The organism is Methanomassiliicoccales archaeon, assembly GCA_035527755.1.
In the GTDB taxonomy this organism is placed as follows: Archaea; Thermoplasmatota; Thermoplasmata; order Methanomassiliicoccales; family UBA472; genus UBA472.
In genome coordinates, this window is the sequence record DATKZX010000019.1 from 25,930 (window position 1) to 44,248 (window position 18,319).

Annotated in this window: 23 protein-coding genes; 12 read left to right on the forward strand and 11 right to left on the reverse strand. The window is 53.3% G+C overall.

Annotation, left to right across the window (positions count from 1 at the left end; genetic code table 11):
* Window positions 1-56 precede the first annotated feature (56 nt).
* The 3 genes from VMW85_06545 to VMW85_06555 form a co-directional block, all read right to left on the reverse strand.
* Window positions 57-884 carry a proline/glycine betaine ABC transporter permease gene (locus tag VMW85_06545; protein ID HUT27684.1) on the reverse strand — a complete coding sequence of 276 codons (828 nt, stop codon included), beginning with the start codon at window positions 882-884 and terminating at the stop codon, window positions 57-59.
* On the reverse strand, window positions 884-2,191 hold the full coding sequence (locus VMW85_06550) for a glycine betaine/L-proline ABC transporter ATP-binding protein (protein HUT27685.1): 1,308 nt from the start codon (window positions 2,189-2,191) through the stop codon (window positions 884-886). Before VMW85_06550 ends, VMW85_06545 begins: the two co-directional genes overlap by 1 nt.
* 784 nt (window positions 2,192-2,975) lie before the next feature.
* Complete coding sequence (locus tag VMW85_06555) at window positions 2,976-4,508, reverse strand: catalase (protein ID HUT27686.1); 1,533 nt, start codon at window positions 4,506-4,508, stop codon at window positions 2,976-2,978.
* Window positions 4,509-4,769: 261 nt separating this feature from the next.
* Here VMW85_06555 and VMW85_06560 point away from each other — a divergent pair, with 261 nt between their 5' ends.
* A complete protein-coding gene (locus VMW85_06560) occupies window positions 4,770-4,892 on the forward strand; it encodes a CxxC-x17-CxxC domain-containing protein (protein ID HUT27687.1) in 123 nt (40 codons plus the stop codon).
* Between the two features lie 201 nt (window positions 4,893-5,093).
* Here the strand turns inward: VMW85_06560 and VMW85_06565 are convergent, their stop codons facing one another.
* Both VMW85_06565 and VMW85_06570 read right to left on the reverse strand, forming a co-directional pair.
* On the reverse strand, window positions 5,094-5,900 hold the full coding sequence (locus tag VMW85_06565; GenBank protein HUT27688.1) for a DUF1638 domain-containing protein: 807 nt from the start codon (window positions 5,898-5,900) through the stop codon (window positions 5,094-5,096).
* Window positions 5,901-5,902: 2 nt separating this feature from the next.
* Complete coding sequence (locus tag VMW85_06570; protein ID HUT27689.1) at window positions 5,903-6,151, reverse strand: hypothetical protein; 249 nt, start codon at window positions 6,149-6,151, stop codon at window positions 5,903-5,905.
* A gap of 18 nt (window positions 6,152-6,169) precedes the next feature.
* Between VMW85_06570 and VMW85_06575 the strand changes: the two genes are divergently transcribed.
* From VMW85_06575 to VMW85_06600, 6 genes are all read left to right on the forward strand, one after another.
* Window positions 6,170-6,904, forward strand: coding sequence for an MBL fold metallo-hydrolase (locus VMW85_06575; GenBank protein HUT27690.1), 735 nt, complete (start codon window positions 6,170-6,172; stop codon window positions 6,902-6,904).
* Between the two features lie 37 nt (window positions 6,905-6,941).
* Complete coding sequence (locus tag VMW85_06580; protein HUT27691.1) at window positions 6,942-8,753, forward strand: ABC-F family ATP-binding cassette domain-containing protein; 1,812 nt, start codon at window positions 6,942-6,944, stop codon at window positions 8,751-8,753.
* 26 nt (window positions 8,754-8,779) lie between these two features.
* Window positions 8,780-9,340 carry a class I SAM-dependent methyltransferase gene (locus VMW85_06585; protein ID HUT27692.1) on the forward strand — a complete coding sequence of 187 codons (561 nt, stop codon included), beginning with the start codon at window positions 8,780-8,782 and terminating at the stop codon, window positions 9,338-9,340.
* Window positions 9,337-9,936, forward strand: coding sequence for a class I SAM-dependent methyltransferase (locus VMW85_06590; protein ID HUT27693.1), 600 nt, complete (start codon window positions 9,337-9,339; stop codon window positions 9,934-9,936). Before VMW85_06585 ends, VMW85_06590 begins: the two co-directional genes overlap by 4 nt.
* Window positions 9,937-9,978: 42 nt before the next feature.
* A complete protein-coding gene (locus VMW85_06595; GenBank protein ID HUT27694.1) occupies window positions 9,979-10,785 on the forward strand; it encodes a TIM barrel protein in 807 nt (268 codons plus the stop codon).
* Window positions 10,786-10,912: 127 nt separating this feature from the next.
* The gene (locus VMW85_06600) at window positions 10,913-11,323 is read left to right on the forward strand and encodes a hypothetical protein (protein HUT27695.1); all 411 of its coding nucleotides are present in this window, start codon (window positions 10,913-10,915) and stop codon (window positions 11,321-11,323) included.
* A 10-nt stretch (window positions 11,324-11,333) separates the two neighbouring features.
* Here VMW85_06600 and hisD read toward each other — a convergent pair whose 3' ends face one another.
* Genes hisD through VMW85_06625 form a run of 5 tightly spaced genes read right to left on the reverse strand, consistent with a single transcriptional unit; the run spans window position 11,334 to window position 14,686 of the window.
* On the reverse strand, window positions 11,334-12,581 hold the full coding sequence (gene hisD, locus VMW85_06605; protein ID HUT27696.1) for a histidinol dehydrogenase: 1,248 nt from the start codon (window positions 12,579-12,581) through the stop codon (window positions 11,334-11,336).
* A 35-nt stretch (window positions 12,582-12,616) separates the two neighbouring features.
* Entirely contained in the window at window positions 12,617-13,000 is a 384-nt protein-coding gene (locus tag VMW85_06610) for a thioredoxin family protein (protein HUT27697.1), read from the reverse strand.
* Window positions 13,001-13,013: 13 nt separating this feature from the next.
* The gene (locus VMW85_06615; protein HUT27698.1) at window positions 13,014-13,703 is read right to left on the reverse strand and encodes a hypothetical protein; all 690 of its coding nucleotides are present in this window, start codon (window positions 13,701-13,703) and stop codon (window positions 13,014-13,016) included.
* A gap of 48 nt (window positions 13,704-13,751) precedes the next feature.
* Entirely contained in the window at window positions 13,752-14,012 is a 261-nt protein-coding gene (locus VMW85_06620) for a hypothetical protein (GenBank protein HUT27699.1), read from the reverse strand.
* A 56-nt stretch (window positions 14,013-14,068) separates the two neighbouring features.
* Window positions 14,069-14,686 (reverse strand): MarC family protein, encoded by a 618-nt coding sequence (locus tag VMW85_06625; GenBank protein ID HUT27700.1) that lies wholly within the window; start codon window positions 14,684-14,686, stop codon window positions 14,069-14,071.
* Window positions 14,687-14,770: 84 nt separating this feature from the next.
* Here VMW85_06625 and VMW85_06630 point away from each other — a divergent pair, with 84 nt between their 5' ends.
* The 5 genes from VMW85_06630 to VMW85_06650 are packed head-to-tail and all read left to right on the forward strand — an operon-like array spanning window position 14,771 to window position 17,069.
* Window positions 14,771-15,277 (forward strand): nitroreductase family protein, encoded by a 507-nt coding sequence (locus tag VMW85_06630; GenBank protein ID HUT27701.1) that lies wholly within the window; start codon window positions 14,771-14,773, stop codon window positions 15,275-15,277.
* Window positions 15,278-15,326: 49 nt separating this feature from the next.
* A complete protein-coding gene (locus VMW85_06635) occupies window positions 15,327-15,758 on the forward strand; it encodes a ferredoxin-thioredoxin reductase catalytic domain-containing protein (GenBank protein HUT27702.1) in 432 nt (143 codons plus the stop codon).
* Entirely contained in the window at window positions 15,755-16,039 is a 285-nt protein-coding gene (locus VMW85_06640) for a hypothetical protein (GenBank protein HUT27703.1), read from the forward strand. The genes VMW85_06635 and VMW85_06640 overlap by 4 nt, the downstream gene beginning before the upstream one ends.
* Window positions 16,040-16,044: 5 nt before the next feature.
* A complete protein-coding gene (locus tag VMW85_06645; GenBank protein ID HUT27704.1) occupies window positions 16,045-16,320 on the forward strand; it encodes a hypothetical protein in 276 nt (91 codons plus the stop codon).
* On the forward strand, window positions 16,314-17,069 hold the full coding sequence (locus VMW85_06650) for a lipoate--protein ligase family protein (protein HUT27705.1): 756 nt from the start codon (window positions 16,314-16,316) through the stop codon (window positions 17,067-17,069). The genes VMW85_06645 and VMW85_06650 overlap by 7 nt, the downstream gene beginning before the upstream one ends.
* Here the strand turns inward: VMW85_06650 and VMW85_06655 are convergent.
* Window positions 17,066-18,310, reverse strand: a complete 1,245-nt coding sequence (locus VMW85_06655; GenBank protein HUT27706.1) for a dihydrolipoamide acetyltransferase family protein — start codon at window positions 18,308-18,310, stop codon at window positions 17,066-17,068. The genes VMW85_06650 and VMW85_06655 overlap by 4 nt on opposite strands.
* Window positions 18,311-18,319 lie beyond the last annotated feature (9 nt).

Consider the following 18,319-nt stretch of genomic DNA (forward strand, 5'->3'; position numbering starts at 1 on the left):
CTACCTATTTCTCTGGACCAGCCTTGTGGTTCCAGGTCCTATGAAACGAGAAATCATCATCGTTTTGACCCCATCCCCTGTGTGATACGGTCCAATATTATGGCGATGATCACCACCGCCAATCCAGCCTCGAATCCCAGAGCGACGTCCACCCTTTGGATGGCTATCAGGACGTTCCTTCCCAGACCAGCCGCCCCGATCATCGAGGCGATGACCACCATTGACAGCGAGAGCATTATGCACTGGTTAATTCCGGCCATTATGGTCGGTTTGGCCATGGGCAGCTCCACCTTGAACAATTTTTGTGTCCAGGTCGTTCCGAACGAATCAGCCACTTCGCGCAGTTCCTTGGCCACTTCCCTGATGCCCAGATCGGTGAAGCGGACCACTGGCGGTATGGCGAAGATGACCGTGGCAATAATGCCTGGCACGTTTCCAAGTCGGAAAAGGATGACCACCGGTATCAGATATACGAAGGAGGGCATGGTCTGCATGAAATCCAGGATGACCCGCATGAACGAATTGAGACGATCGTTCTTCGCCGCAATTATTCCAAGGGGTATTCCAAATAAAAACGATATCAAAGCTGACACAATGACCAAGGTCAGGGTCAGCATGGACAGGTCCCAAAGGCCCATGTTCCATATGATCAGTAAGGCCAGACCGATCGAGATGCTGAGCAGTATCTTCCTTGTCAATAACAGCGCGATGATCCCGATGACCAATATCATGGCCAGGTCCGGCAATGCGGTCATCACGGCCAAGGTTAAGTCCACCATGCCGCTCAACGAATCGTGCACCAGGTCCAACACCGGGTCAAAGTTATCCTTGACGACATCGACAAGACCCTCGGCCCATTGTCCCCATGGTATTTGATCCACCATCAATTAACACCCCCGGTGGCGTTCAAAGCGGATATGACCATACCCGGGACTATGAGCCCTTTCAACTTCCGTTCCTCGTTCAAGACCGGGATCGGATAATTAGTGACTATCAGGATGGGTATCAAAAATTCGACCGCGGTATCAGGGAGCACGGTCTGTATGTCAATATTGGCAACCTCCATGATCTTCGTCTTCCCCTCTTTGATACCCCTGAGGGCATCATCAGCATCCAACAATCCTTGGAATACATTGGATCGGTCTACCACCGGTATCGTGGAGAGGCTGGCATCTTTCATAAGCACCAGCGCCGTCCTTAGTCCTTGGCCGACGGTCACTGTGAGCAGCGCCTTCTTCATGATGTTCTGACAGGTTAGGACCTTGCCCCGGTCAACCCCCTCTATGAATCGCAGCACATAATCGTCCGCTGGGTTGGTCAGGATCTCCTCCGCTGTGCCGATCTGTACGATTTGGCCGTTGTTCATCAAAGCGATGCGATCTCCCAGCCTGAGCGCCTCATCAAGGTCGTGGGTCACAAATATGATGGTCTTGTGCATGCGCCCCTGTATTTCCAGCAGTTCGTCCTGCATGTCCCTTCTGATCAGAGGGTCCAAAGCGCTGAAGGCCTCGTCCATGAGTATTATGTCAGTGTCCGTGGCCAAAGCTCGTGCCAATCCCACTCTCTGTTTCATGCCCCCACTGAGTTCTGCCGGTTTCATGCTCTCGTAGCCTTTCAGGCCTACAAGTTCGATCACACGCATACCAGCTTCATATCTTTCGTCCTTAGGGATGCCTTGCACCTCTAGGCCGAACACTACGTTGTCCAGGACCGTCTTGTTGGGAAGCAGGGCAAAGTTCTGGAAAACCATGCTTATCTTGATCTTACGGAAATAGCGAAGCTCGTCGGAGGTCATCTTTAGGACATCCGCACCATCAATGAGGATCTGGCCGCTGGTAGGTTCGATAAGACGGTTGATGCATCGTTCCAGGGTCGATTTTCCGCTTCCGGACAGACCCATAAGGACGAAAAGCTCTCCTTTCTTAACAGAGAAATCGATGTCATATAGACCCACGGTCGCTCCTGTTTCGCTCAGTATATCCTCTTTGCCCATCCCCTGTTTTAACAAAGACAATATTTTCTCGGGATGATGGGCATTGAAAATTTTTGAAAGCCCTTTGACCACTATCTTATCTTCTCCCGATCCTTCATCCATCCCTGTTGTTTGTAAAACGGCGACTTTACTGCCCAGGTTCAAGCCGATCAAGAACTCTCCTATCGAGTTGCTCAATGGAGATATGAGGTCGTTCAAGGACCGATCGAGATGATTCTCGGTTTCAGTTATTCTTCGTTTTATCTTCTTTATTCTCTTAGAGGACGTCAGTTTTGATTCACCAGGGCGCCTTACAATTTCAACATCACCACTATTCAAAGTAACACCAATTTATTAGTAATAATACTATCAAATTCTTATTTTTCAAGTCAATTCTATGAAATAACTTATCATTTAAATACCTTCTGTATAAAAATATTATACTGTATTAAATAATAATAATATTTAATAATATTACAATGTGGACAATCAAAAAATTAATAAAATTAATAACGAAACAAATTAATCATATAAAAAAAATAATTTATAAATATAATTATATTTCATTTGTACATTAAAATATAAAATCTATTGCTTGCAAAACTCAAATAATAATATTTTATCCTCGTTTTCAATTGACGATCAGAGGTCAGGGTCAGATCAGATGCCGAATGAAAGCTATCCCCACAGATCACTTATTCGCAGTATTTCTACGAAATAAGTTCCTGGTGCTCACTTAAAAGATCGATCGTTCGATAGAAGATCGGTCAGTGAATTTGCACTTTAACTGTAAATATAAGCGGACCCCCGATCTAACAAATTGACAGGGCCGGGGTGAACATAAGATCGATCGGTAGGGGAACCTTAGTGCAGGCACATCCCTTTCATCCATCAAATAAGGTTTTGAAAAATTAAGTAGATGGATGGGTCGGGCTTCGGACCAATCGGTAGAGATGGCTGGATCGATCCCCTGATCACCCCATTCAAGATCTTGGAAAAATGGTTATAATTTTCCTCCTTCTTCGGTGGCCACTACCCTTTCCTCCTGGCTCATTTCGGCCAGCTCTTTTACCTTCTTCAGTTCCAACTTCAATCCCTTGGCTACGCGTTTGCCGTAATCGGCGTCCGCCTTGTAGAATATGGCTGTCTGCCTGTATTGTATGCGCTTCTTCGCACCGCCAAGATGACCGACGATGTTGCTCACCAGACGTTTTCTCTCGTCCTCGGTCATGACCTTGGAGTACAGATCCCCAGGTTGGACGAAATCGGAGTTGGGGTGATCGTAAGGTCGCCGCGCCGCCTCTCCCTCGAGTTCGAAGGGCGGTTCCGCAAAGGCCATGTTGGGCTGTGGTCCCTTGAAACTATTGGGATAATAGTTCGGACCGCCGCCTCCATTATCGTCCGTGCGCATCGGTCCATCCCTCTGATAATTTTCCACCACCGCGGCTTTTGCAGAGTTCACCGGAATTAGATGGTAGTTCGCCCCAAGCCGGTGACGGTGTGTGTCATGATACGAGAACAGCCTTCCCTGCAGCAGCTTGTCTGGGGAGGCGTCTATCCCCGGTACGAAATTAGCAGGGGAGAAGGCCGACTGCTCCACCTCTGCGAAATAGTTCACAGGGTTCTTGTTCAAAACCATCCGGCCGATGGTAATTGGCGGGACATCGCCGTGAGGCCACACCTTCGTAATGTCAAATGGGTCGAATCGGTATTTCTCCGCTTGTTCCGGGGTCATGACCTGCAGTTCAACCTTCCAAGAGGGGAACTCCCCTCGTTCGATGGCATCGTGCAGGTCTCTGGTAGCGTGGTCCGGGTCCTTTCCCTTGACCATTTCTGCCTCTTCGGCCGTCAGGTTCTTGATGCCCTGCTCGGTCTTGAAATGTAACTTGATCCAGAAATATTTCCCTCTCTCGTTGTACCATTTGTATGTATGGCTGGTGTAACCGTTCATATTGCGGAAGGTGGCCGGTATGCCGCGGTCCGAGAACAAGATGGTCACTTGATGTACGGACTCCGGCGTTAGGGACAGAAAGTCCCAGAACATGTCCGGGTCCTTCAGGTTGTTCGCAGGATTCCTCTTCTGGGTGTGGATGAAGTCCGGGAATTTGAGCGGGTCGCGGATGAAGAAGACAGGGGTGTTGTTCCCCACCATGTCATAATTGCCATCCTCGGTGTAGAACTTAACCGCGAACCCTCTTGGATCTCTCTCAGCGTCGGCGGAACCTTTTTCCCCACCGACGGTCGAGAATCGCACGAACACTTCGGTCCTTTTTCCTACCTTGCTTAGGAAATTGGCCTTGGTGTACTTCGTCACGTCGGCCGTCACTTCAAAAAATCCGTGAGCGCCGGCGCCCTTGGCGTGTACGACCCTCTCTGGTATGCGTTCCCGGTCAAAATGCGCTAGCTTCTCGATCAGATGTATGTCCTGAACCAGGGCAGGCCCGTTCTTACCTGCCGTCAGGGTGTTCTGGTCGTCCCCTACGGTTTTTCCGAAATTATCGGTCAACGGCCGTTCCTTGGCGTTCACCTTGTTCATAGAAATAAAGGAAACTTAAAACTTGATAAAACTTCCTTGTCAATCCACCCTCGTCTCGAGTTAAATGGATGGTCATATTAGAGCCTCTTTTTTTCTGGTCTTTTAGTTATTAGTAGGTATTTATTATAAATACTAGTAATCACTTTTCTTTTCTGTTGCAGGGGTCAGCTGATCTTTGCAGCAACAATAGGTAGATTAGTAATGTACGGAAGACAGAGGTCGGGCGGATACAACCGCCCCAGAAACGATGGGCCACGCGAGATGCATGATGTAGTTTGCTCCGATTGCGGAGCGAAGACTCAAGTCCCTTTTAAACCAACCGAGGGCAGACCTGTATACTGCAGGGACTGCTTCCAGAAGCACAAGCCGAAGGACAGGTTCTAAACCTAAAAAGAAATTTGCAAACCTCTTCCTTTTTACTTAATTATCGATTCTCAATGACTGTTCGATCTTATTGACCGTTCGATGTTGGGTTTTACAGCATCCCGCAGACAAAGCCATTTGGTTCGTGATCGCATCCTGTGGCCTTGATCGATCCCAAAACTACCAAGATCGCTTTAGCTTATGTTGAAGCCGGCACATCGATCATTCATTGCCGTTCTCGATCAGTTCCAAGCACTTTTGATATGCGTCATCGCTGACCTTGGTGGAGACCAGGTCCGTCTCCAAATCCAGCTCTTGGAATTCGAACTCCTTGCTGAACTTCCGCACATTATCGTGAAAGTTCTCCCTGTCACCAAGGCCGGTATCAATTCGCAGCACTTTGCAGTATCCAGCCATCTCAAAGAGCATCTTCAGCATGTCCAGATTACCCATCTCAGTGCCCCTGGTAAAATCCATCTTATCGATCAGATCGGGCCAGTTCTCGGCCCAGGCTGGTGTCATGTAGAAGACGCCCGCATAGCGCTTCAGCAAACGTAGGTAGCCTTCCGTACCGCCCAGTGGGACGGCGATGCAATCATCTACGGTCTTCCCTTCATTGTCTGTCAGGATGACCACGGGTGTGTCGACCCCTTCAAAGAGCAGGTTCATGTCCTTGAAGGCGTTGCCGCAGAGGCCGTAGAACAGAAGGACGACCGAACATTTTCCGTCCAATCTCTTTACTGCCCGTGCCACTTCCGCCCCCAGTTCCTTCGGCTCCTCATGAAGTCCCATGGACTTCATCCATACGAGGACCGATCGCCCCTTGCTTGCCGGCAGGTCATCGACATCCGTCTCCTTGATCCGCTGGACCCCAGATCTGACCGGGCAAAGTTTCCGCAACAGATTACGGGAATGGTCGTCCTCCACCACGAAGATATCCTCAAGTCCCGCGTCCTTCGAAAGGAGATAGACGATCTCATCCTCCAGTACCGGGCATCCTACTATGGCGAGCCTTCCCTCATTAGACATGTTCAGACCCCCTTTGAAGGCAAGCTCTCGATAACCTTGACCACGCCACAGCTCTCGCTTTTCAACGAATTTTCCAGAGCATTTACCCGCGTGCGAATGTCGTAAAGATACTGGTTCTGCAGCCTGAGCTCTTCCAGAATCTGTGTTAATAGAACTGCAGCATCATCGATCATCACCCCGTGAAGGGCACCTGGTCTCATAATAACTTTGCCGTTCCTCTGCCGAATGATTCTTATGCCCTTGACCGACATAGCATTAGCGGTGGTCAAGTGGACATCATATTCATGGGGACAAACGGCTGGTATGATACGGACACGGGGAACACCCTGAGCATATTGATACGTAGCAAAGATTTCAACGTGGTCCTTGACGCCGGGGGCGGGCTGCATAAGCTGGACCGTTACGCGGACCTTTCCAAACCCACGGTCATCATGCTCTCGCATCATCATCTGGACCACCTGATCGGACTGCACCAACTGGTCCGATTCCGTTTCAAGAACAAGGTTACCATGGTGGGCCTCATCGGCACCTACGATGCGCTTCACGAACTTTTACGAGAGCCATACACCGTCCCGATGGGGCTGCTGCCTTACAACATCGAGACGTTGGAAGTAAAGGAAGGGATGCATGACCGTCCATTCACCTTTCATTCCCGCCTTCTTTTCCACTCAACACCCTGCCTAGGCTACCGTTTGGAACTGGACGGGAGGTCCATCGCCTTCTGTACCGATACGGGTCCCTGTAAGAACACCATCGAGCTCGCCAGGAACGTCGATCTGCTGATCACGGAGAGCGCCTTCCGTACCGGAGAGAGCAGCGACCTCTGGCCACATCTCACACCGGAGGACGCCCTCCACATAAAGGAGGAGTCCGGAGCAAAGCGGTTGGTGCTCACTCACTTCGATGCCTTCAAATATCCCACCCTCGCGGACCGCGAGGACATCGAACTACGCTATCCGGGAAAATTGACGGTGTCAAAGGATGACATGATGATCACTCTATGAGGGAAAACCATAAAGTCAAAGGGACGATAGCCTTGGCATGCTCCTCAAGGCGGAAGGGGTGGGCAAGGCATTCGGTCCTAAGGAGGTCCTCAAGGAGGTCGATATCCAGATCGAGCTCGGAGATCGCATAGGCCTCGTAGGTCGCAACGGCGCCGGCAAGACCACCCTCATCAAGCTTCTAATGGGGCAGCTAAAGCCCGATGTAGGTACCCTTTCATTAAGGACCAACAAGATATGCCAGCTCTCCCAATTCGTGGAAGTCGATCATTCCGCTACCATAGATTCAACGGTGGCGGTGCTGAGGGAGGAGGAGTCTCCCCTGCGCAAGCGGGCGGAGGAGATAGACGCTATCATGGCATCGGGCGGGGATTCCGATACGGATTGGAATTCCATCTCTCATGAATATGCCGTAATACAAGAGGAGCTGGCGAGGCTTTCACCGCAGAGGACCAAGGGCAAGGCCATGGACATTCTGGAAGGCTTCGGGCTCGAGGAAAAGTCCAAGGGGATGATGGGCGAACTAAGCGGGGGAGAACGCACCAAGGTCATGCTCTCGCGGACACTGGCTCTGGCAGAGCAGTCCGACCTGATATTCCTGGACGAACCCACTAGCCATCTGGACATCGAGACCGTGGAATGGTTGGAGGACCAGCTTCTAAAGCTGAAAGGTGCGGTCATCATCATATCTCACGACCGATACTTCCTGGACAATGTCGCCACTCGCATCATAGAACTGGAGAACGGTAAGCTGACCCATTACTCCGGCAATTATTCACTGTTCATGGAGAAGAAGGCCCTGGACCGGGAGCGCCTCATGCAGGCACACGATAAGGCGGTCAGGGAGAAGGGGCGCCAGGAACGCATCGCCGAGGAGCTTCATAACAAGTACAAGTACAAATCGATACACAAGACCAGGGAGAAGATGGCCGATCGCATCGAGGTGCCTGAACCGCCCCCTCAGGAAGCGGACCTCCAGGTGCGCATCTACGCCCTGGGAAAATCCGGTAAGAACGTAATCATCGCCAAGGACCTGGAGGTGGCCAGAGGGAACAGGAAGGTCCTGGACAAGCTGAACCTGGAGCTGGAAAAGGGGAACAAGCTGGGAATATTCGGTCCCAACGGGTCCGGGAAGACCACGCTGATGAAGGCACTGCAGTCCAAGCTGCCTTACCTGGGCGAGCTGTACGTGTCGCCGGGTGTCAAGGTGGGATACTACGCCCAGGAACATGAACTGCTGGACCCGGAATTTACCGCCGAACAGCAGATGAAGAAGACCTTGGGACAGCAGGCCATCGAGGCCCGGGCAATATTGGCCCGGTTGAACCTGATCGGCAAGGACGTGGAACGGCCGATCAGCACTCTGTCCGGGGGGGAGAGGGCGCGATTGGCATTGGCGATCCTACTGGCCCAGCACAAGAACCTGCTCATTCTGGACGAACCTTCCAACTATTTGGACATTCCAAGCAAGGAGGCGGTGGAGCAGGCGCTCCGCGAGTACACGGGCTCAATGATCCTCGTTACCCACGACCGTTACATGCTGGATGCGGTGTGCAATAAGGTGGGGGAACTGCGGGACGGCAAGTTGTACGTGTTCAACGGCACCTATTCAGAGATGAAGGGAAGGGAGAAGTTCGCCCAAGGTGTGGAGGTGGCCGATATTTACAAGGCCGTTTCCAACTTCAAGGAATGGACCTCAGGAGTCAGTTATAAGGCTGGAGATAAAGTGCTCATAGCCAAAACGGAACTGGAGAACTTCCGATGGGCATTGGACGCGGGTAAGTTAAAGAAGGCGAGCGGCACGGAGCTGAAGAAGGTGCGCAAGGCCGCCCCCACTTCCGAGGATGATTGAAATATTTCCTGTTGAATGTTCATCGTATGAACCAAAGGCCTAGTCAGTTCCCCGCCTCAGAGAAGCACCGGCTGGTCGACGAAAGCCGCGTTAAAAGACAGCCGGTAGGGATCATCATAGAGCGCATGAAGCTATCCCCGAACGAGATCGTGGCAGACCTGGGCGCAGGCGTAGGCTACCTCTCCATTCCCTTGGCCAACGCCGGGGTCAAGGTCATCGCCCTCGACGTACAGGAGGAGATGCTCGACGCCCTTCGAGAAAGGGATGGCGGTTCGGACAGGATCACATCGGTCAAGGCCGAACTGCCGACGATACCCTTGCCAGACTCGTCCCTGGACCGCGTGGTCATGCTGAACGTCTTTCACGAGGTGAACGATAAGGGAAAGCTTGCTTCGGAAATAAGACGGGTGCTTAGGTCTGACGGGCGTCTTACCATCGTTGACTGGCAAGCTAGGCCCACGGAGCATGGACCTCCGTTCCATGAACGCATTCCTATGAACGAGGCCCCTCGATATTTCCCTGGGTTCAAGGTGAAGAGCGGCTACGACGATGAGAACTACTATCATCTGGAGCTAAGCAAAGAATGAACACCAGGGATAGCTGGGACCGGTTGTACGCCGGAGACGATCGCCCATGGAAGGGTGAACCGGAGGCTTTCCTGCCCACCGAAGGGTCGGTGCTGGAATTGGGCGTAGGGAATGGCAAAGGATTGAGCGCGTTCTCGCTGGACGCCGTTCCTATAGGTCTTGACTTCTCCCGGCAGGCTCTGATCTCCTGCCGCCGCTGGCACTCGTTGCCTTTAATACAGGGGAACGTCACCGCTCTGCCTTTCAAGGACGGTTCGTTCCCTTTCGTTTCCGCATCCCACGTGCTCGGACACCTTATTCAAGAAGAAAGACGCAAGGCCGCCCAGGAGATGGTCCGTGTTATGACCCAAGGGGGGAGCATATACATCAACGTCTTCGGCGAGGGGGACATGCGCTGCGGGAAGGGCACCGAGATAGAGGAGCGCACCTACGAAAGAGGGAACGGCATCGTCTGTCATTATTTCCTTCCGGGGGAAATAGGATCGCTATTTCCTGGACTGAAAGTAATTAGGAATTGGGAAAGGTGCGTTCACAAACGATATCACGGCCAGGAAGAGGTCAGACAGGAAAGGCGCTACCTCCTTCGTCTAGAGTGACGTCGTTCGTTTTATCTACTATTCGAGGCCTGAAGGTCATTGATGCATCTTTTCGGAATGCCAGCATTGATCGAGCATCAGGAACTGAGGCCGAATCTTGAGCTGTGCCGGGAACTGGGATTGGATTTTCTGGAACTCAATATGAACATGCCATACTCCTTCCCTGAGAACCTCGATGCCCGGGTGATGAGAGAGGCGGCGGACGGCGGATTGCGGTTCAGCATGCATCTGCATGACGAGCTGGACCTAGGTTCCCTGCACCTATCTGTCAGGCAGGGCCATCTCGCCCGATGTGAGGAGACATTGCTGTGGGCGGCGAAGAACGATGTATGGCTTCTGAACATGCACCTGAATCCTGGGGTGTACTTCACCCTGCCTGACCGCAAGGTATGGGTCTACGATAGGTATCTGGAGGAGTACAAGGTCGCTCTGAAAGATTCCATGACGCGCCTATCCTCGATGGCCAGCGATCTGGGGATCAAGATATGCCTGGAGAACACCGGTCATTTCTCGCTGCCGTACATGCGCGAGGCGGTCGAATCGGTTCTGCCCCTTCCCTCGGTTGGCCTATGCTGGGACATCGGGCACGATGCCCGCTCCGGCCACCTGGAGGAGGGATTCATGATCAAGCACCTGGATAAGGTGTGGCACATGCACTTTCACGATTATGATGGAAAGAGCGATCACCAACTGCCCTTCACCGGCACCATGGATTGTCCCCGCTACCTGCGTTTGGCCCGGGAGAACGACATGTCGGTTCTGGTGGAGGTCAAGACAGGGTCCGCGGTGCGCCAAGCCATAGTATCATTGAAAGAACGAGGCTTCATGCCATCATCAAGGTCATTGTAATAACTCGATAGGTCATACTTATCATAGAACGATACTGGCTAATAAATATGGGCCAGCTGTTCTTTGGTCATGTTTCTGGTGCAATGATTTATAACATCTCAAACACATTGATGCCTAGGTGAATCACATGGTTGCGATACCCGAGGAAGTAATGAAGGTACTGAACGATGACAAGTCTATCAGGATTCTAGCTACGAAGTCCAAGGAAGGCCATGTCCACGCCATACAGGTGGGCAGCCTCAAGGCCGCGTCGCCGGACACCATAATCGTCGGCGCGATCCTAATGAAGCGCACTGGAACGAACCTGGAGAACATGAAGGCCAACGGGGAGATGGCCTCTATCTTGGCCGGTAGCCAGACGACCTCCTTCGAGATCAAGGCCAAGCCCAAGGAGTTCATCACATCCGGACCGATATTCGATGGCATGAACGCCGCCCTGGAGAAAATGGGGATGAAGGCAACTGGGGTCTGGTCCCTGCAGGTCGCCGAGGTGTGGAACCAGAGCGCCAACTACGAGGCCGGAAAGAAGATGGTCTGATCGGCCGCCCTCACTTTTTCAACCTGACGCGCACCGAATCGGCGTGTGCCGTCAGACCTTCCGTCTCTGCCAATTTGACGGTGGCGGGAGCCAGTTTTTTTAACATTTCCTTGTCAAGGAACTGCACCGATGAGCGTTTCATGAAATGCAGCACGTCTAGACCTGAGTGTACAGCAGCGTTCCCGGCGGTGGGCAGCACGTGGTCAGTGCCTGTGGTGTAATCGCCGCAGGCCACCGGGGAGTCGTGCCCTAGGAATATCGCACCGGCGTTGTGCACCAACGGCAGCAGTCTCAGCGGGTCCTTCACCTGCAGAGAAAGGTGCTCCGGAGCCAGCTGGTCGCAGGCCTCCACTCCCTCTTTCATTCCATCAACCAATATGTAGCCGCTGTTCTTCAGCGAGGATGCCATTATCTCCTGGCGTGGGCTTGTCGCCATCCGGTCCTCCATGATCTGCCAGACCTTGCCCGGTAGTTCCGGGACGTTGGTGACCAAGGCGCATGCTGAATGGGGGTCGTGCTCCGCCTGTGCCAATATGTCAGCGGCCACGTTCTCCGGGCGAGCGCTTTCGTCGGCCAATATGGCTATCTCGCTGGGCCCGGCGGGGAAGTCCATCTCCACTTCCTGACGCAGAAGCACTTTCGCCGCAGTGACATAGATGTTCCCAGGACCGACGATCTTCTGCACCTTGGGAACTGTCCCCGTCCCCAAGGCCATGGCCGCTATGGCCTGAGCGCCACCGCATTTGAATATGCGGTCGGTCCCGGCCAGGTCCAAGGCCACTAAGGTCAAGGGATGCACCGGCGGGGGTGTGCAGGCAACCACGCTTCTGACCCCGGCCACCTTGGCCGGTACGGCGCACATCAGGGCGGTGCTCGGATAGGAGGCCCTGCCACCAGGTATGTACACCCCTACGGTATCCAGGGGAGAGTATTTCCATCCCAGGGACGCCCCCTCCTCCTTTGTGAGAGTGATATCGTCAGGTCTCTGTCGGCGGTGATACCGTTCGATACGTTCCTGAGCGAACTTAAGGGCGGAGAGCAGCTCATCGTCGATCTTACGATAGGCCTCCTCGATCTCCTCCCTGCTGACCTCCAATTCGTTTAATTCCACCTTATCGAATCGAGCCGTCAGTTGTATGACGGAAATGTCGCCGTCCTCCCGCACTGACCTTATGATGTCATTGACCGCCGGGAAGACCGCGCTCAGATCGGACCGCCCCCGCGCCTTCCACGACTCGATCGACAGTGGTCGCCACATGAGATGGTGATTAACACCGTCATAAATAAAAATGCTTAACCGTAACCGTCCATCTCGTAGCTAGGGCGTTTCCCCGGAGGACAGGATATCGAATGCCTGATCAGGTCCTTGACGGTGTTACGCAGTACGGTGGCATTGACGTATCCGATGGTACCACCCACCTTCTGGCCCTTGCAGAAGAAGAGAAAGGTAGGGGTGCCGGTCACATGGTATTTGGTCGCGAGCTTATTGTTATGGTCGGTGTTCACCCTCATGAACATCGTGTCTGCCCCCAGGTCCTTCTTCGCCTTGACCAGTTCCGGTTCTACGTCCTTGCAAACGGAGCATCCCGGAGACCAGAACTCCAACACGATGAACTTCTTCTCCTTTCGCAATAGGTCGGAGAAGAGTTCGTCGCTCACGTCCCTGATATCGTTCATTCATCTTCCCTCCTCAGGGAAATAAAGCCTCGGTGACCCAATAACCCTTTTCCTTGCGCTGATCGATGCCGTTCTTGTAATAACGCGTATCCAATCGAAAGTTGACCTCCAACTCATTGGCCAAGGCCCATTCGTAACTGAACTCCGCCGCTCCGCGTACGTTTAGCTCAATGGCGATGAAGAGCATGTCCAACTCATCCTCCGAGGGCATATCCGATTCATCATTTCCTTTGTTCCAGTCGTAACGCAAGGTCTTTTCGACCAGGGGGAAAAGGTTTCCGCCGGAGCGACGGAACAATCCCTTGAAGATGTCAAAATCAATGGGTGAGGGTTCACGACCCAAGTGCTTCTTCACCTTGAGGAACAGTATCTCCGATTTGCTTATCTCCTCCAGTACATGCTCCACTCCTTCCTGATGACGCTGCGGGGAGTGGTAACCCTCGATGAACACCTCGGTCATGTGCTCGGTGATGCCACGTTCGCATTCCTTCATCAGTTCCATTAGTGATGCTAGTTCGTCCAGCATGATCAGGACCAGGGCGTAGCGCACCCGCCTTCTCCCTAAATATTCCGGCAATTCCGATATGGCCCTGAATGAGTTTAAGTATCCCAAAAGATGCACGGACATATCAAGCATCTTCAGGTGGGCGGCGTCGATATCTAATCTGAGGTCCAGGTCTTTACTTTCAATGGCAGTGTTCATCTGATTTCCCCACAGGTTCCGGTTCTACAAATTATTTGTTTTACTGGTTCAACCGAAGCGGCGTTTGAACTCTTGAAGTAAGGCTTGCAAGTAATCCTTTTCCATAGAAGGGGGTATGTAATCCTTGCGCTTGACGTGCTCCAGCAGTTCCCCGCCCACGTGTTCTTCGGGCAGGTCAAGCTCATGAACATCCTTCATGATCCCATCGAGGTCATTTATACCGACCTCCCTGCCTTTCACCATGAGCTTGGGGGTCTCGTCGATCTGAAAGACATCCAGGCCGGTGTCGCACTTCTTGCAATTGTTCAACTACTCACCTTATTCACCGTTTGTGCACGACGGATAAAATACTTTGCATGGTCGTTTCAGAGAAGAGGAAGCAGGAAGGCAGCGTCCAGATTGTTCAGGACGTAGTCCACCGCCCCCCTCATTATGAACTCCACGGCGATGGCCGCCAATAGGAGCCCGATGATCTTGGAGAATATCTCTATAGCATTGTTGCCCACCTTCTTTGAGATCAGCAGGGAGTTCCTCATGACGCCCCAGGTGATGGCCAGACCGATCACTCCGGCGATAAGAACTGTAAATTGGCCATATAGGTGCACCAGCAGTATGGCGGTGGTTATCACTCCCGGACCGCTCAGTATGGGGGTGGCTATTATCACCCAGGCGACACTGGGATTCTCGTTCTTACTCAGGGTCAAGGAGAAAATGATCTCCATGGCCATGAGGAGCAGGACGATGCCGCCGGCGATGCGGAAAGCATCGGTGGTGATACTGAACATTCCCAGAAGCTCAGTGCCGATGAGGGCGAAGATGACGAACAATATACCAGCCACCAGCACCGCCTTGTTGGCGCTGGACGCCTGTTCCTGTTCACTCTGACCCTTGGTCATGGATATGAACAACGGTACGGTGGCGAACGGATCGAAAATGAAGAACAGCAAGGTCGTGGAATAGATCAGATCCTCGATGCCCGACATAATTGAGTGTAGTGGGAAGTTCAATATCCACTTTTCGCACCTCCTCGATAAATATATGTCCGCCGGGCCCGCATGACTATGGTGATGAGGAACGATCCTATTCTCGATCGCCGCAGCATCCGGCGTTACACAACGCAGGATGTGGAAGAAAAGGACGTGAGAATGCTACTGGAGGCTGGTATGGCCGCTCCTTCAGCCGGGAACGAACGACCGTGGCACTTCGTGGTCGTGCGTGACAGGCGACTGATGCAAGGCATCATGGAGGTGCATCCCTACGCGCAGATGCTCAAGCAGAGCTCGGTAGCGGTGCTGATCTGCGGCGATCCGACATTGGAGAAATATCCTGGCTTCTGGGTACAGGATTGTTCAGCGGCGGTGGAGAACATGCTTATAATGGCCGTAGAGCTCAACCTGGGTGCTGTATGGCTAGGCATATACCCCATCGAGGAGCGCGTGCGCGGTCTGAGGCAGTTGCTAGGATTGCCGGAGAACGTCATCCCCTTCGCCCTCGTTCCCATAGGACACCCGGACGAAGAGAAGAGACCACTTGACCGCTATGACGAGGAGAGGGTCCATCGAGATGGTTGGTGACCTCTAATCATATATATTCGTGACCGACCGTATATTAAAGAGGGGTAGCATGAAAAAACTTTGGAGATGTCACGTCTGCAACGACATACACCTGGGGAACAAGGCCCCTGAAGTGTGTCCTACGTGTGGTGCCAAGAACGCCTTCGTACTGTCAGACATCAACGAGGCGATGGAGATCATTGGAAAGGACCACTCGATCATCGACACCAAACAGAACGTGGTGACCGCCTGGAAGCAGTTCTCCGACCAGAACCCAACGATACGATTGACGGATAAGACCGACGAGATCGAGCTACTATCAAAAGGGGTGCTGGAGAATCATAAGAACAAGGGGCAGCGTTACTGCCCTTGCCGGATCACCACTGGTGACCGACAGATCGACCTCAATCTCATATGCCCGTGCAATTTCCTGAAGCAGCCGGTCTTCAAGGAGACGGGGGAATGCTGGTGCGGTCTTTTCATAAAGAGGGATGTTGAATGAGCGAAAAGAGATTGATCTGGTTCCACGGGAAGGAGTGCCCTCATTGCCGCAAGCTTGCGCCGATGGTGGACCAGTTCGAAGCGGAGAGCGGGATCAAGCTGGAGAGGCTCGAGGTCTGGCATAACGAGGAGAACGCCACCTTAATGCGTTCGTTGGCCGATTCCATCGCCCCGGCCTGCGGAGGCGACCTGGGCGTCCCGGCCTTCTATAATGAGATAACTGGGAAGGCCATATGCGGCCAGGTGGACATGGGAAAGCTCGTGGCCTGGGCCAAGGGGTGAGGTGTTTGGAAAGAAGGGTCAGGGTTCCTGGCGGAAAGACCTTGGTCCTTGTGGTCGATTGCCAAGGGAAGGAAGTAAAGGACCTTCGACTTAGAGGGGACTTCTTCTTCTATCCAGAAGAAGGGTTGGCCAAGCTGGAATCATACTTGATGGAAAATTCCGCTTGGAAGATGGAGGATGCGGAGACCGCCATCACCAGCTTCCTGGAGGAGCACGATTATCGAGTGGTGGGGTTCGCTCCCGGCGACCTTGTGTATCTACTGAGGGGATTAAGATGTTGAGAAAGAGATGGAGAATGCTGCGCTATGAGACGAACACGCCATCCATGAACATGGCCTTGGACGAGGCCATCGCGGAAGCGGTCGCTTACAGGGTCGCCGGTCCGACCATACGCTTCTATGGTTGGGACCCGTCAGCCGTCAGCATCGGTCGCTTCCAGGACCTGGAGGAGGTGGTGGACATGGAGCAGTGTGATCGTCTGGGCGTTCAGGTGGTACGCCGAAGCACCGGCGGAGGCGCGGTATTTCACGACAATGGTAAAGAGATAACCTATAGTGTCGTGTGCCCCGAGGACATGATGCCCAAGGACATCAATGAGGCCTATCGTGAGATAGGCGGTTGGTTGGTCAATGCCCTCAAGCTGATCGGCATCGATGCGTCCTTCGAGCCAATAAACGATGTCCTGGTCAACGGAAAGAAGATCAGTGGCAGCGCCCAATCAAGACGTCAGGGCATATTCTCGCAGCACGGGACACTGCTTTACGATATCGATCGGGTAAGAATGTTCTCAGTGCTGAAGGTCCTCCCGGAAAAACTGGACGCGCACGGGATCGCTGATTCTACCGAGAGGGTCACCAGCGTTCGTGAGCAGAAGAAGGTTCCATGGGACTACGTCATCGCCGCCATGGCCAACGCCTTCATCATCAACAAACAGTGGTACGTGGGCGATCTGACAACGGACGAGATGGCCCGGGCGGAGCTGATCGCCCGGGAACGTTTCGGAAATGAAGATTGGACGTATGGCCGTTAGTCCATCACCAGCAGCAGCTCGGGGTTCTCCAGTAAATAGGTCAGTTCCTTGAGGAACTTGGCCGCCACCGCGCCGTCGTAGGCCCGGTGATCGAAAGTGAGCGATAGCGGCAGCACCTTGCGCGCCTGGACCGCGCCCTCGATCACGAGCGCCGCGTCCATGATCCGCCCTATCCCCAGTATGGCCGTCTCGGGATAGTTGATTATCGGAGTCCCGTACGTCCCTCCGAACACGCCATAGTTGGTGATGCTGAACGTCCCGCCCTTGAGGTCCGCCAGGTCCACCTTCCGCTCCTGAGCGCTCTTGGCGAGGGCCGACACTTCCTCGGCCAGTTCCTTCAGGCTCTTCAGGTCCGCGGCCTTGATCACCGGTACCATGAGGCCGTCGTCAATGGCCACGGCCACGCCGATGTTGTAGTACTTCTTGACGATGATCTCCTCTCGCTCTTCATCGATCATCGAGTTCAGCATAGGATGCGCCTTCAATGCCTGCACCACCGCCTTGATGATGAAAGGTATATAGGTCAAGTTGACGCCCATCCTTTCTTTGGCGGGGACCTTCACCAGGTTCCGCAGATCCACCAAACGGGTCACGTCCACCTGTTCCATGCTGGTGACCGCGGCCACGATCTGTTGTGATTCCTTCATGCGTTTGGCCGTGGTGCGTCTGATCCCCCTGATCGGTATCCTCTCGATATAACCGTAAATATCGAACTTGGGCACGGTCTTCGGTCTCTCGTTTTTCCCTTCGAGGTCTTTCTCCAACACCTGTCCGTGTGCTCCGCTCGGGATAATCTGCGTCAGGTCGATATCCTTCCCCTTGGCGATCTTCCTTACCGATGGCATGGCCGATACGTCCCGGCTGCTCCGCTTCGCAGGCGCGGAGGAGACCACCATCTCTTCCAGGGGAAGATCGCCGACGACAGAGACCGAGGGAGGTCTATCCTCCTTCGTATTATCGTCCGCCACCTTCGATGCAGTAGGCCGGGTCGGCACGATCTCTCCTTCTTCGCCGATGACCGCCAGCACTTCACCGACCTTGACCATCTCACCTTCTCTGTGATGGAGGTTCAGTATCTTACCCGCGGCCGGGGAGGGCATTTCAACCACCGCTTTGTCGGTCTCTATCTCCGCCAGCGACTGGTCCTTACTGACCATGTCTCCCTCCTTTACCAGCCACTTCTTGACCTCTCCCTCGGCGATCCCCTCGCCCAGGTCCGGGAACTTGAATTCGATTGCCATGCTGATCAC